Source organism: uncultured Maribacter sp. (genome assembly GCF_947495965.1).
Taxonomy (GTDB): Bacteria; Bacteroidota; Bacteroidia; order Flavobacteriales; family Flavobacteriaceae; genus Maribacter_B.
The window spans coordinates 1039570-1055133 of the sequence record NZ_CANMBB010000001.1; the positions used below are offsets into that span (position 1 = coordinate 1039570).

Below are 15564 nucleotides of genomic sequence, written 5' to 3' on the forward strand. Positions count from 1 at the left end.
AAAAAATCTACATTCCATACAACTATACATTTCTTGTGTTAATTATAACTATGCTTTATTCTGATTATAATATGCCAGCACATGTTGTGGAACTTTAACCTCATTAGAAAGTTTATTGTCCGATATTGGAGGTAAAGCCACCTGTTTTACTGGTACAACACCAGCCCATATTGGTAAGGATTCATCTGCTTTTTCATCCACTACGCCAACATCTCTAATCTTCGCAGATGCAGTTTCTATTTTTACTTCTACTACAAGAGTACTGTTTCTTTCTTTATCGGTCATTTCTCGCAAACTATCCCAACGTCCAGGAATCATTTGGTCTACAATAGCTTTTAAAATGATTGTTTTCTCTTCATCTCCTTTTAGCTCTTTAACAGAACCAAAAATTGTAGCGGATCTATAATTTACAGAATGATGAAAACCAGAACGCGCTAATACCAAACCATCTAAATGCATAATAGTTAAGCTAGCTTCTTTAGCTTCTAGTAGAGCTAAAAGCATTCTATTCTTTAATGACCCATGTATATATATTTTATCCTCTATTCTTGCATAAGCCATGGGAATACTAATAGCTTTACCTTCATAGATATAACTAACATGTGCAATAAAGCCAGCATCTATAATTGTATTAATGGTTGCAACATCATAAGTTGCTCTATTTGGGCCTCTTTTTACTTTGTTTACATCTGTAATTTTATAATCTGACATAATATTATCTTTTATTTGGTAAAATATATTGAAACTTTTGTAATAGATTTTTAAACTTCTTAAGATTAACTGGGTTATAAATAACCTCTTTACTTTCTGGGTTTTGTAACAATTCATTCATAGGCCTAACTGGCCTTTTTTCAAATCCACCACCACAATTTGGACAAACATTATGTAAAACATCTGTTACGCAATCTACACAAAAAGTGCATTCGTAAGTACATATCATAGCTTCTGTACTATTGGGTAATAGCTTTTTATTACAATTCTCACAAGTGGGTCTTATTTGTAACATACTGTTATTAATTGAATTTTTTATGCATTACATAAAGTTCAAAATCATCTTTACCTATAGTATATCCATGCTTACCAATACTTTGGTAACCATAGTTTATATAAAAATCAATAGCTCTTTGATTACTATCTAAAGCTGATAACCAGATTGCGTTAAATCCTAAGTCTATTGCTTTTTTTAAAAGGCAGCTATGTAATTGTTTGCCAATACCCAGAGAAAGAAAATCTTGTAAAACATATATTTTTTGAAGCTGACAAATATTACTATCCTCTAAAAATTTATTTTCTGAATGTAATTTTAGTTTCCCATATCCTACAGGAAGTTTATCCATAAAGGCAATGAAAAAAACATTGTTATCTTTCTCAATTCCTTTTTCAATTTTATCTACAGCAAAAGTTCTTTCTAGATATTCTAATAAATCTTTTTTATCAGAAAAAAGGTCTCCAAAAGTTTCCGTAAACGTAATTCTTCCTAAAAGAGCAATAGAAACTGCATCATTAATACTAGCTCTTTTTATATGTATTTTTCTCTTTTCCATTATACTATATACCATATATAGAATAAAATTAATACATTCATGGACTACTTAAATAATCCAGTTTTAAAATAAGTAATAGTCCAGATGATTCCATACAAATCTATCATTCAAATACATAAAGAAAAAGGTACCGCTATATATTTGCAATTAACTAATGCATTTATTGGTTTAATAAAAAATGGCACATTAATTTCTGGAGCAAAATTGCCTAGTTCTAGAAAATTATCAGAATTATTAGACATTCATAGAAAAACGGTTCTTGCATCCTATGAAGAACTGCAACTACAAGGTTGGATAACCACATTGCCGCAAAAAGGAACTTATGTGAATTCTAAAGTTCCAATTATTATTCAAAAAGATTTTTTACAAAATAAAGAAGCTACTAAAAGTGAAAAATCGGGCTTTTCTTTTTATAGGAATGAGCACCTAATAGCACATGAAGAAAAAGCTACCAATGCCTTTATGTATATAAATGATGGTATTCCAGATACAAGGTTAGCTCCACTAAAAGAACTTGCAATTATTTATAGAAATATTGTAGCCAAAAAAAATACCTTACAGTTTATTAATTATGGTACTGCACACGGAAACAAGGATTTAAGAAATAATATTGCAAAATACTTAAATGAAACAAGAGGATTAAAAATTACAAAAGACAATGTACTAATTACAAGAGGGAGCCAAATGGGAATATATTTGGCGGCTAAATTAATTATTAAACCCAACGATTGCATTGTAGTAGGAGAAACCAATTATATTTCATCAGATAGAACTTTTTTGCACCAAGGAGCTAAATTAAAAAGAGTAAAAGTAGATTCGGACGGATTGTGTATAAAATCTCTAGAAAAACTATGCGCACAAAATACGGTTAAAGGAATTTACATAACATCGCACCACCACCATCCTACAACCGTAACACTATCTGCAGAACGCAGAATTGCTATTTTACAACTAGCCAAGAAATACAACTTTGCAATTTTAGAAGATGATTATGATTATGATTTTCATTACAGCCACTCCCCAATACTACCATTAGCCAGCCATGATACCAATGGAAATGTAATTTACTTAGGTTCTATTTGTAAAAGTGTGGCGCCAGTTTTTAGAGTTGGTTACATGATTGCTACAAAAGATGTTATTGATGAAGCAGCTGCTAGAAGAAAATATATGGATAGGCAAGGCGATGCAATTTTAGAAATGACATTTGCCAGATTTATTTCTAATGGAGATTTAAATAGACACACTAATAAGATTTTAAAAATTTACAAAGAGCGAAGAGATTATTTCTGTAAACGATTAAAAGAAGAAGTTTCTGAATTTATAAATTTTGAAATTCCTAAAGGTGGTATGGCAGTTTGGATTCTTTTAGATAAAAAATATTCCTGGAAACAAATTTCTGAAATTTCTAAAAAACAAAAATTGATTATTACAGATTGGAAAAATTACGATCCAACAAATTCTGGCCATAACGGAATGCGGTTTGGATTTGCATCGTATTCTATAGAAGAATTAGAAAATTTAGTACAACGATTTAAAAAAGTACTTCTTGAAGCAAAAAACTTAAAATAAAACAATCTTAAAGCACTTTGACCTTCCGGGTGTGCTAGGGCTTATAATTCTTTTAAAAACTCTGCAAAACGTAGTAAAACAAGACAATGGAATAAAAAATACCAATGATTATTTTTTATTCCATTGTTAAAATTTATACTTCTATTTCTCGGCAATTTTGGCCCAAGAATCTCTTAAACCAACCGTTTTATTAAAAACTAGTTTTTCGGAACTAGAATCAGGATCTACACAAAAATAACCTAAACGTTGAAATTGAACTCTATCTCCAATTTTCGCTTCTTTAAGGTGTGGTTCTAAATATCCTTTTATTACTTGTAAAGAATCTGGATTTACAAAATCCATAAAATCTTTATCTTTATGCGTATCTGGACTTTCATCTGTAAATAAACGATCATATAAACGAACTTCTGCTTCTACAGCATGTTTTATAGATACCCAGTGTAACGTTCCTTTTACTTTTCTTAGACTTTCTTCTGTGCCGCTACCACTTTTACTTTTTGGGTCATAGGTACATTGTACTTCTATAATATTCCCATCGGTATCTTTTGTACAAGACTCTGCTTTAATAATATAAGCGTTCTTTAAACGAACTTCTTTGCCTAACTTAAGTCTAAAGAATTTTTTATTTGCTTCTTCTCTAAAATCTTCTTTTTCTATGTAAAATTCTCTAGAAAAAGGAACTTTTCTAGAACCAGCACTCTCATCTTCTGGGTTATTTTCAGCATCTAACCATTCTTCTTCACCTTCTGGATAATTTGTAATTACCACTTTTAAAGGGTCTAAAACTCCCATTACTCTAGGGGCAACTTTATTTAAATGGTTACGAACTTGAAATTCTAATAAAGAAACATCTATTAAATTGTCACGTTTAGCAATACCAATAGTCTCTGTAAAATTACGAATAGATTCTGGTGTGTACCCTCTTCTTCGCAAACCAGAAATAGTAGGCATTCTTGGGTCATCCCAAGAAGAAACAACTCCAGTTTCTACTAGCTTTGCCAGTTTTCTTTTACTAACTACGGTATGGCTTAAATTTCTGCGAGCAAACTCTCTTTGTTTTGGCCTTACCTTATTTTCATCATATACTTGGTCTAAAAACCAATCATACAATTCACGGTGCATAGCAAATTCTAGAGTACAAAAAGAATGTGATACTTGTTCTATATAATCACTCTCTCCATGCGTCCAATCATACATAGGGTAAATACACCAATCGGTATTTGTTCTATGATGCGCTTTGTGTAACACACGATACATGATAGGATCACGCATAAGCATATTGGAAGAAGCCATATCTATTTTAGCCCGTAAAACATGAGTACCTTCTTTAAACTCTCCATTTTTCATTTGATTAAAAAGAGCTAAATTCTCTTCTACAGAACGATTTCTGTTTGGGCTTTCTGTTCCAGGCTCTGTTGGTGTTCCTTTTTGAGCAGCCATTTCTTCAGAAGATTGATCATCTACATAAGCCCTTCCTTTTTTAACTAAATAAATAGCCCAATCATATAATTGCTGGAAGTAATCTGAAGCATACCGTTCGGTATCCCATTCATATCCTAACCACGTAACATCTTTCTTAATAGCATCTACAAACTCTTGCTCTTCCTTTGCAGGGTTTGTATCATCAAAACGTAGATTTACAGGTGCATTATATCGCAATCCAAGTCCAAAATTTAAAGATATAGAACTTGCATGTCCTATGTGTAAATATCCATTTGGTTCTGGTGGAAAACGAAAGCGCAAATGCTCTTTTGGAAAATTATTTGCTAGGTCTTCCTCAACAATATGCTCAATAAAATTTAACGGTTTTGAATCGTCGCTCATTCTTTCTAATCTTTAGTCTGCAAAAGTAGCAAAAATGCAGTAATACTGGTACATTAAAAAGTACAGACTCTATAAAAAATGCGTTTCACAACACATTTAAATACCCATACAACATTAAATTCTATAGCCCTAAAATAATTAACATATTTGTGTTTGTTACTTATGAAGTGTAAAAAAAAGGGGTTCAAATGCGTTATTTTCAAAATTTTTACGTTATGGAACGACAGTAAAAACACTTTTAAGTAAAAAAACGGCCCAATATAGTAGTAACCCAAAACTACATCTACTTATGAAACAAAGACTAACTTACGGCAATGCATTACTCTTAATGCTTTTTATTTTTCTTGGTGCAACAACACTTAGCGCACAAGCAATTGTAATAAATGCACCAACTCCTGCTGATAATCCAAACTTACCTGGAAACTCTCCTTGGGTAAATATTTGCGCAGGTAATGGTGGTTTTAACCAATACTATGCAAAAATTAAATGGGCAGGTACCGTAAACACTAACAATGAATTTATTTTAGAACTTTCGGATGCTAGTGGAGATTTTAGTTCTCCAACAGAGTTAGCAAAAGCAACAGATAAAAATACTACTACAGATTTTGATATAGAATTTGCAATACCAACAACAACAAGAGGGCAGGGGTATAAAATGAGAGTTCGTAGTACGGATCCAGAAAAAACTAGTCCAGAATCTTCTACTTATAGTATGTACTACATGGATGTAACAAGTAACTTAAATATTAGTGAAGCTGGCAATGGTATTCCTCCAGGAAATATATGTAGTGAAAATCCTATTACACTACAGGTAGATAATATAGCAAATCCAGAAACATACCAGTATATATGGTATAGAAGTGGTACCGAATTAACATCAGAAAAAGGGCATACAATAAATGTAACACAAAGCGGTATTTATAATGCGTTTATAGATTATGGACCAGAATGTACTGGTTCTGGGAATACAGATTCTAACTGGGTAGATGTTACTATTGGAGCAACAGGTTCTGGTATTGCAATTAACCCACCTTCTAAAACTGCTTTATGTATTGGAGATACCGAAACACTTACCATGAATTTAACAGACCCTAGTTGGTCTTACCAGTGGTATAAAAATAATACTATAATTACAGGAGCAACACAAGAAACATATATAGTTGATGCAAATGTTAGTGGTTTTGAGGCAGACTACCAAGTAGAAATTTCTGCTTCCGGAATTTGCACCGAAAAATCTGCTGCTATTACAATAACTAACGCAGACAACTTTACGGTAACAAGAAACAATGGTGCCAATGTAGTGGTTTTACCATCACAACCAGAAACCTTAAGTGTATCTACTACAGCAATTACACCAAGTTACCAATGGTATAGAAACAATACTATAATAAGTGGTGCCACTAACAGTACATTAGATATAACCGAAGAAGGAACGTACTATGCAGAAGTAACACAAGCTGGTGGTGCCTGTCCTGGTACAATAAGAAATTCTGAAACTACAACAGCTGTAGTTCCTGCATCATTTGAAATTATTACAGATTATCAATCCAATTATACGGCCTGTGTAGCAACTTCTATTGTATTAGAAGTAAAAACCATTAATGCTGTTGCAACCGACGGTACTAAAACAGATGTTACAACTTCTGTTATAGACAGTTTTACCTACCAATGGAAAAAAGATGGTGTAGATATTTCTGGAGCAACTAGTAAAACTATTAGCTTAACAGATACTTCTGAAAATGGAGATTATACTATAGAAGGTACTATTGCTACGTATAATGATACTTCAGACACTTTACCGGTTCAATTATTAACAAATGAAACCATAACTATTACTAGTACAAGTACTATTTATTGTAGTTCTAGTGATGTAATTACAGTATCAACCACAAAAGATTTATCTACAGAAACATATGCTTGGGAACTTAATGGTTCTTCTGTAAGCACTTCTGGAGCAACACTAAATGTTACTGCACCAGGAACCTATAGATTAGCCATAGATAAAAATGGATGTACCTTATATTCTAATGAAATTAATATTACTCCTCTAGACGCAAGTTTAATAACTGTAGATGTTGATGGGGAAATAGTTTTTCCAGAAGGTAGTTCTAAAACAGTTACTGCAAGTGGTGGTACAACATACCGTTGGTTAGATGCTAATGGTATAGAATTAGGATCTACAAACTCGTACACATTTACGCAAGAAGGAGAATATGTATTAATCGCAAATGTTGATAATTGCGAAATTAGTAAACCACTTACTGTTGTTTACCAAGACCTATTTAATGTTCCTAATGTTATAACGCCAAATGGTGATGGAGCAAATGACCAATGGGTTATACCAAATACCTATTCTAATAAACAAGATATTAATGTTGTTATCTATACAGATAAAGGTTTAGAATTACTTAATGTAAATGGCTACCAAAATAACTGGCCAGAATCTACAACATCATTTGCTAAACAAAACATGGTATTCTATTACGTAATAAAGAATGCTAATGAAACTCTTAAACAAGGTACAATTACAGTTATTCGTTAACAAAATGAGACTAAAAAAATTAACCAAACTAATCCTATTCGCTTTCTTAACATTTACAGCAGTAAATGCCCAAGAAGACGACCCTATTTTACCATATAAAGTAGCACCACAAAACTTATTAAAATACAATCGCTTTTTAATAAACCCTACTTTTTCTACGGTACAAGAGGATAAATCTTATATAAATTTATTACATAGAAACCAATCGGTACAATTTAAAGATAACGAACAAACGTATTTTTTAAGTTATAGTGGTAGAATGGGAGACCGTAGCGGATTAGGTTTAAGTTTGTATACCCAAAAAGTAGGGCCTTTATCTAATATAGGTGTTTTGGCTAACTATGCTTATGGTATTAAATTAAGCGATAAAAGTAACTTTACTTTTGGAGCCAACCTTGCTTACTATAGTTCTGGTTTAAATAGAAATAATGTAGATGTTGTAGATGTAAATGATTTTAGGCTAAACGGAACAGAAGATAGTAATGTGCTTTCTTTTCAACCAGGGTTTAATATTTCTTATGGTAATTTTGATGTTGGTGTTTTTGCAGAAAATCTTTTTGATTATAATTTAAAAACAAGCGAAACACTTACCGAGTTTAAAGACAAGACCTACTCTGGGCATTTACAATATACCCATCGGTTTAAAAATTCTGCTGGTATAATGGAAAACGCAAGACTTATGCCTTTAGCAAGAGTAAAAATGCAAGGAGAAGAAGATGTAGAACTTGGCGGTAGTTTGTTATTAGATTTGCCAAAGTTAGGATGGGTACAAGGTGGTTATGATTCTTTTTATGGAGCATCTGCCGGTATTGGTTTTAATATTAATAGAAGAATATCTCTTGGGTATACCATGGAAAAGGGGCTAAGTACCGATTTTGATAATCTTGGAGTAACGCATGAAATTTCTTTTGCATATTCCTTTACTCCTAATCTTACAGAAGACCGTGTAATGTTAGAGGACGATTATGAAGAAGATCTAGCAGATAACTCAGAAATTAAAGCAGAAGATTTAGTAAAAAATGATGAGTTAGAGGCTCTTAAAAAGAAACTAGAAGAGAATGATGAAGTACTTGCAGAACTTATGTTTAAGCAAGATTCATTAGAAGCTAACAGACAACTAGATTTAGAAAGAAGATTTAATCTTGTGATGAAAATGGTTCGTAGTGAAACTAATGGCCAAAGACCAGATGTAGAAAAAAGAGCTAAAGACTTATTTTATACTGGTAGAGATAAACCAACTGTTGCACAAAACACAACAAACCCAATACTAAAAGAACAAGATAATTCATACACCAAAAACACATCTATTGCAACTGTAACTCCTAATACTACAAAAACAAATAAAGTTATTGAAAAAACAGTGCAACCAGAAGCTACTAGAGATAACACGCAACAAAGAGATTATGCTGCTATAACCCCAACACAAGAACCAATAAAAAGTAGAAAATTTAAAAATCTAGATGGTGTACAAGATGGTTATTATGTTATTGCAAATGTGTATAAAGGTGGGCAATATTTAGATAAATTTTTACACAAATTAGAAGATAAAGGCATTAATGCAAATTATATAGATAACCAAAATAACGGACTTAAATATGTGTATTTAAAACGTTATGATTCTTGGGGTGAAGCTGCCGAAGCTTATAAAAGTAATTTAAATGGAAATTACAATGGTAAGCTATGGATCATGAATGTAGATAATAAATACAGTAATGAAGCTTATGCAAGTAATGTAGATAAATTAAAAGAAAAATCTTCTAAATATGCTTCAGATAATTTACAATCTAATGTAATCGTAAAAGATAATATTGCTGCAACAGATCCTACACCAAAAACCTATGTTATAGATGGTGCTAATTCTGGTTACTATATAATTGCAAATGTTTTTGCAAACCCTAACAACGCAAATAGATTTGTTAAACTGCTTAACTCTTATGGATTAAATGCAAGTTATTTTATTAATCCAGAAAATAAATACCGTTATGTGTATTTAAAAAGACATGAGTCTTGGAATAACGCACTAATATCATATTACTCTAAATTAAATGATTCTTATGATGATAAGATGTGGATTATGAGAGTTAATAGAGAAGAAGATTTTGTGTAAGTTAGTTATTAAATAACATTAGAGCAAAACTACAGTGCGTTCCCAAAAAACAAATTTTAAAAATCGATTATTTAATAGATTTCATTTCTGGTAATCAAAAAAAAGATTTTCGAATATTTATAACAAACTAAAGTAGAAAGTAAAATTGTTAAGCAAAGGAATAATTAAAATTATCTCCATTGTAATTCACAAATACCATACTGAATTAATTCTAAATTAGAGAAAAAGTAAAAACTATTAAACTAATCTATAGCGTTGGTTTAATAGTTTTTTTATTAAAAAAATTTAAAAACCTCAGTTGTACAAAAGTTGAGAAACAAACTCTGAAATTTAAAATTGATGAAATAAGGAATAAAAAGGAAATAGCAAAGCAATATATAACTCATCTTGAAAATGGAAATATTGGACAAGTAGTTGCATTATTCAATCAAAATGGAATGGTGGATTCACCACTATACGGAGTAAAAAAAGCAGATGAATTTTATCGTGAATTAAATAGTGCTACATTAAATTCTGAACTTCAATTAAAAGGAATTTTTGAAGAAAATGACTCAAACAATTTAGCTCTCTATTTTACCTATAAATGGACTTTAAAAAATAATCAAAGAGTAGAATTTGATGTCGTTGACATTATTGAATTCGATAATCAAAATAAGATCAGTAAACTGAAAATTATATAAGATACTGTTACCCCCAGAAAATTAGTGGAACAACTATAAAAATCCTGCGTACAACAATATTAGAAAACATTGGAGCTTGAAGTTAAACACTTGTAGTCATGTTCGCTTAAATTAAAACGTTCCGTACAAATTGTATCAAAAAAATAAACGAAAATAGAATTTCTAACCTTTTAATAATACAAAAAAAGGCCAACCTATTTCAGGACAATATATAATGTATATTTTCTATTTATGCTAGACATAATTTTTAATATTATAAGAGGATCCTATAAAATTTTTGAGAAAAACAATAAGGAAAAACCCTAGATGTTTAAAAACGAAAATTATTAGAAAGAACTAAAAAGAGGAAAAAAATTCATCCCAAAAGTATAGTTTACACCCTGATATTTTCATTGAAAACCACTCACTTTTATCATATTTTTTTAGTGAAAAATGAAAATTTATTTTGTGCAAAAAATATAAAAAACACATAATACTACTCTAAAATTTAGTGTTCATTTACCTAAAAAATATTCCTTATTTTGAGCATTTCTTATAAAAATAACACCTTAAATAAAGACAATTTATCCCTTTTTAATTAAAAAAATAAACAAAAAAACCTCATTAAAATACGAGAACCCTTGTTTTTGTAACATTAAGTAAATGTCCTTTCACAACAATAAAAGGGAATGTTACAACATAAAATTCTACACATCATTTATATAATTAATATTTGTTTTAGTAAAATCCCCAAACGCAATAGAATCTGTTTTCTAAAATATTTGGGAATTCTACCAAAACATAAGATGTGACCAAATGAAAGCCATTACTTTTAAGAAACCAAACCTACTATTTTTTATACTATTCCTTTTTATAGGATTCACAGGATACTCGCAAATAAAAAACGACTTTGATGTTCGATATTCAGCAGATATTCGTGGTGAGCTAACTTTCATAGCCAACAACATTGTTAACCGACAAGTAGATGGGTATTGGATAGGAGCATGGGAAGGAAGAGGAAAAAATAGAAGATGGAATCCACAAGCTACTTGGGTGCCACCAGTATCTCCTAACGACCCATATAATGATACGGGAAGTACTTCAACATCAAATGACAGTCACAATATGCAATATATTGATGTTGATGGAATTGTTGATAGCGATGGTGATGGTAATGATGACACCTTTAGTTCTAGTAGTGCCACATTAGATGTTCCAGATGAAGGTTGCGCCTTAGTAAGATATGCTGGTCTTTATTGGGGTGCCGTTTATGTAAACTCGGACAGGAGCAATATAGACAATATAAAATTTAGAACTCCAAATGGTACATACCAAGATTTAACTGCAGACGAAATCCTTTTTGATGGTAATGGCGATACAGATTTTGGATATTATAGCCCATATACTTGTTATAAAGATGTAACCTCTATAATTACAGGTCTTGCAAATCCAGATGGAGAATATACCGTTGCCAATGTACTTGCTAGTAATGGTGGTGGAATTACGGGTGGAATTTCAGGTGGTTGGTCCATGGTAATAGTTTATGAAAACCCCAACTTACCTGGTAGTAAATACATTACCACTTTTGATGGTTATGCCGGGATTGCATCAGCTGCTCCAGATGTTGAAATTCCAATAAGTGGTTTTACTACATTACCAGCTCCTTTTAATGTACGTGCTAATATAGGTGTAGCGGCTCTAGAAGGAGATAATGCATTTGGTGGTGTTAATGGCAATTCGGGAGATGGTTTAGCTATTAATGCAACCATTCCTTATGACCCTATCGCTTTCACTCCATTAAACAGTACCGTAAACCCTGTAGATAACTTTTTTAACTCCAGTATTTCCATTGACCCAAACATAGTAACAACACGTAATCCTAACAGTACAAACACTTTGGGTTGGGATGTAGATTTATTCCCTGTTACCAATGTCCCTAACAACAATGTAATTCCTAACGATGCTACTAATGCCGTTTTACGCCTTAACTCCGATCAAGACAAGTATGATGTTTTCTTCGTTTCCTTTGATGTAGAAATTATAGAACCCAATATTGTATTAGAAAAAAGAGTAAATACCCCTGGCGGTGTAGATATTACAGGGCAAGGGGTAAATCTTGGACAGACTCTAGACTATGTATTATCTTTTCAAAACATTGGTAATGATGATGCGGATAGTTATACTATTAGAGATGTTCTTCCTGTAAATGTTGCTCCGCCAAATGGAACAGACTTTACAGCTGCAGACATGGTTTTACCAACAGGCGTAACTTATGTTTATGATCCAGCAACACGAACCGTTACTTTTACCATACCTAATAATTTAGTAGAACAAGGGCTTACTCCTTATTCCATTCGAATGCGTGTACAAGTAGCAGAGAATTGTTTTGATTTTGTTAATGCTTGTTCCGATTTAATAGAAAATATAGCCTATTCTACTTATAGAGGAATAGAAAATTCAGCAGTAATTACCGATGATCCTAGTGTTACAGATTTTAACGCTTGTGGATTTATAATTCCTGGAGCAACGAACTTTTTATTAGATGATCTTTCTGACTGTAGTTTTGAAAGAACGGTTGAACTATGTGGTAATGAAGCAATATTAGATGCAGGAGATGGTTTTGGAGGATACGAATGGAGAAGAGATGATAATAACAATGGCATTTTTGACCAAACGGATACCATAATAACCGATGGCGATCCAGACAACGACCCAAGTACAATAATTGTTACTGAAGTAGGTACTTATATTGTAGATAAAGAAGATCTAGATCCGTGTAAAGGTTTTAAAGAAATAATCCATGTAGAACCTTATGGAACAGGGAGTATTACAAACCCAATAATTGAATATTTTAATGATGTAAATAGCGATACTGACCCTGCAAATGATTTAGCAGGTGAAATTGTTCAATGTAGTATAGATAATGATGAATTGCCTAAACTATTTTTATGTGGAATTAATGATACCAGACTACTTCAAATTAACATATTAGATACGCAAAACATCGTATGGGAAAGGTTAGTTGAGGGTAGTTGTCAAGGGGATGACCCTGGCGATGATTGCGCAAATAAAAATTTAACATGCGACTGGAATGAAGTAAGTACAGGTAATAACTACCTTGTTAATGATGCTGGTAAATATAGATTGTCTGTAACCTACCAAAACGGATGTACAAGTCGTTTCTATTTTAATGTTTTTCTAAACACTCTACCTATATCCTTTACAAAAAAAGATATAATTTGTTCTACAGATGGATATATTAATATGAATCCATTAGGAGCTGGTTATGGTTACCAATTGGTAGATGATGCTACTGGTAATGTTATAATCCCTTTTAGTGCAAATAACGGCCCTAATTTTGATTTTGGAACAGGAGAAAATGGAGCATATAGAGTACAAGTAACACAACTAGACAGCACTGGAACTCCAATTGTAGATGGTTGTATTTTTGAAACTCCAGTAATTGGTATTGTAGAAAGAGATGTACAGTATAATGTAAATGTTACTCCTGCAAACTGCACTACTTTAGGCACAGCTACAATACAGGTGACTAATGCAGATGCAAAATATTACTATGAAATCAGATTAAATGATGGCTCCAATGGAGGACTAGGAAGTATTGTTGACACTAGTACGGCTGCTGAAGATGATAATAATTTTACTTTCACAGGTTTAAATGCAGGCAATTATATAGCCTACGTAACAACAGAAGATGGTTGTTCTTATAATGAACAAATTACTATTATAGATGAAAATGATTTAGACATAACGGCCCAAGTATCGCAACATATTAGTTGTAAAGAAGGCAATATTCAAATGGATTCAGATGGTGGGCAAACACCACATACCTATGCCATTTGGGAATATGTTGATGAAACAGGCACAACTATAACATCATACCCAACTATTAATGATATACCTCCTTCAGAATATCAGACCAGTGTAATTTTCGATATTCTAGAACCAGGAGACTATACATTTGTAGTAGTAGACAGAAATAGTTGTCATGCGATATCAAATACCGTAAGTATTGAATTTCAACCTGCAGCGGAATTTGACCCAATATCAATAATTGATGTATTGTGTTTTGGCGATACTACGGGATCTATTCAATTTAATCTGCTAAGTGCCAACGGTTATCAACTTACATATTATTTATTTAATGCTGTAGGTTTTGATGAAGACAACTATAACCTAGCAACTGCTTTAGATACAAATACCTCGGGTTATTTTCCAGATTTAACAGCTGGTGATTATGCTATAGCAATTAACCAAAGAAAAGGAAGTTCTTCTTGTGATTACTTTGAATATTATTCTATTTCTACTCCTAGTACTGCTTTAAGTGCAGATTCATCCCTTATTAATGATTATACTTGTACACAAGACGGAATCATAGAAGCTCAAAATGTAACTGGTGGTACCGCTCCTTATGCGTATAGCATAAATGGAGTTACTTTTATTCCAGATACAACCCCTAACGCACATAGATTTGAAAATTTAACTGAAGGAACTTATACTATAACAGTAAGAGATGCTAATGGTTGTTTATTTCCAACAGACCCAATAACATTAGATCCACTAAATGAACCTAATGATTTAACTTTTACTGCCACAGCTCCTAATTGCCCAGCACAGACTTCTAACGTAACAGTATCTGTAGTAAACGGTAATACTCCTTTTGTTTTTGATATTATTGCACCGTCAAACATTACAGCTACTTCCATTTCTGGTTCTACAGCAAATTTTGACAATCTTGCTCCAGATACCTATACTTTTAGAGTTACTGACAATAAAGGGTGTATATATACCGAGAACTTTACAATAAACCCCGTAACTCCAATGGATGTTACTGGTGCATTGGTCGCTAATGTTTCTTGTGTTGGTGCTGCAGATGGTGCTGTTGACTTTACTGTAAATGGTTTTGCTAGTACTTATGCATATACTATTAATGCTGGTACAGCAATAACTGCACAATCCGCAAATACTATTAACCTAACTGGTCTTACTGCTGGTGATTATACCATTGTTGTTACGGACGAAACTACAAACTGTACAGACACTAGTTCTATTACGGTTAATGAACCTACAAATGCTTTAGCTATTGACAGTATTGTACCAACGGATCCAACATGTATCGCCGATGGTAGTGTCATTATTAGTGTATCTGGTGGATGGACAGGTTATACCTATGAAATTATAGACCCTAGTTCAGTCTCTACCACAAATACAACAGGAACTTTTTCAGGAATTTCAGATACTTCTGCAGCATATACGGTAAATGTTACCGATGCTAATGGATGTATTGTAACTGGAAACTTT

Annotated in this window: 8 protein-coding genes and 1 pseudogene; 5 read left to right on the top strand and 4 right to left on the bottom strand. The window is 32.3% G+C overall.

The window, feature by feature from the left end; genetic code table 11:
* Nucleotides 1-48: 48 nt before the first annotated feature.
* The 3 genes from Q0820_RS04285 to Q0820_RS04295 are packed head-to-tail and all read right to left on the bottom strand — an operon-like array spanning nucleotide 49 to nucleotide 1544.
* A complete protein-coding gene (locus Q0820_RS04285) occupies nucleotides 49-711 on the bottom strand; it encodes a pyridoxamine 5'-phosphate oxidase family protein (protein ID WP_298485417.1) in 663 nt (220 codons plus the stop codon).
* A gap of 4 nt (nucleotides 712-715) precedes the next feature.
* The gene (locus Q0820_RS04290) at nucleotides 716-1006 is read right to left on the bottom strand and encodes a DUF1272 domain-containing protein (protein WP_298485419.1); all 291 of its coding nucleotides are present in this window, start codon (nucleotides 1004-1006) and stop codon (nucleotides 716-718) included.
* A gap of 7 nt (nucleotides 1007-1013) precedes the next feature.
* A complete protein-coding gene (locus Q0820_RS04295; protein WP_298485421.1) occupies nucleotides 1014-1544 on the bottom strand; it encodes an N-acetyltransferase in 531 nt (176 codons plus the stop codon).
* Between the two features lie 84 nt (nucleotides 1545-1628).
* Between Q0820_RS04295 and Q0820_RS04300 the strand changes: the two genes are divergently transcribed.
* On the top strand, nucleotides 1629-3113 hold the full coding sequence (locus tag Q0820_RS04300; RefSeq protein WP_298485423.1) for a PLP-dependent aminotransferase family protein: 1485 nt from the start codon (nucleotides 1629-1631) through the stop codon (nucleotides 3111-3113).
* 141 nt (nucleotides 3114-3254) lie between these two features.
* On the opposite strand, the gene Q0820_RS04305 is transcribed toward Q0820_RS04300, so the two are convergent.
* Entirely contained in the window at nucleotides 3255-4937 is a 1683-nt protein-coding gene (locus Q0820_RS04305; RefSeq protein ID WP_298485424.1) for a glutamine--tRNA ligase/YqeY domain fusion protein, read from the bottom strand.
* Between the two features lie 289 nt (nucleotides 4938-5226).
* Here Q0820_RS04305 and Q0820_RS04310 point away from each other — a divergent pair, with 289 nt between their 5' ends.
* The 4 genes and pseudogenes from Q0820_RS04310 to Q0820_RS04325 all read left to right on the top strand — a co-directional run.
* Complete coding sequence (locus tag Q0820_RS04310; protein WP_298485426.1) at nucleotides 5227-7479, top strand: gliding motility-associated C-terminal domain-containing protein; 2253 nt, start codon at nucleotides 5227-5229, stop codon at nucleotides 7477-7479.
* Nucleotides 7480-7483: 4 nt separating this feature from the next.
* Complete coding sequence (locus Q0820_RS04315) at nucleotides 7484-9586, top strand: type IX secretion system membrane protein PorP/SprF (protein ID WP_298485427.1); 2103 nt, start codon at nucleotides 7484-7486, stop codon at nucleotides 9584-9586.
* A gap of 437 nt (nucleotides 9587-10023) precedes the next feature.
* Nucleotides 10024-10266, top strand: coding sequence for a hypothetical protein (locus tag Q0820_RS04320; RefSeq protein ID WP_298485428.1), 243 nt, complete (start codon nucleotides 10024-10026; stop codon nucleotides 10264-10266).
* A gap of 795 nt (nucleotides 10267-11061) precedes the next feature.
* Nucleotides 11062-15564, top strand: a pseudogene (locus tag Q0820_RS04325) (hypothetical protein); the annotation flags it as partial.

Bases quoted from the DNA above. Each gene is read 5' to 3' on its own strand.
- Q0820_RS04285 (WP_298485417.1), bottom strand. From the start codon at position 711: ATGTCAGATTATAAAATTACAGATGTAAACAAAGTAAAAAGAGGCCCA.
- Q0820_RS04290 (WP_298485419.1), bottom strand. From the start codon at position 1,006: ATGTTACAAATAAGACCCACTTGTGAGAATTGTAATAAAAAGCTATTA.
- Q0820_RS04295 (WP_298485421.1), bottom strand. From the start codon at position 1,544: ATGGAAAAGAGAAAAATACATATAAAAAGAGCTAGTATTAATGATGCA.
- Q0820_RS04300 (WP_298485423.1), top strand. From the start codon at position 1,629: ATGATTCCATACAAATCTATCATTCAAATACATAAAGAAAAAGGTACC.
- Q0820_RS04305 (WP_298485424.1), bottom strand. From the start codon at position 4,937: ATGAGCGACGATTCAAAACCGTTAAATTTTATTGAGCATATTGTTGAG.
- Q0820_RS04310 (WP_298485426.1), top strand. From the start codon at position 5,227: ATGAAACAAAGACTAACTTACGGCAATGCATTACTCTTAATGCTTTTT.
- Q0820_RS04315 (WP_298485427.1), top strand. From the start codon at position 7,484: ATGAGACTAAAAAAATTAACCAAACTAATCCTATTCGCTTTCTTAACA.
- Q0820_RS04320 (WP_298485428.1), top strand. From the start codon at position 10,024: ATGGTGGATTCACCACTATACGGAGTAAAAAAAGCAGATGAATTTTAT.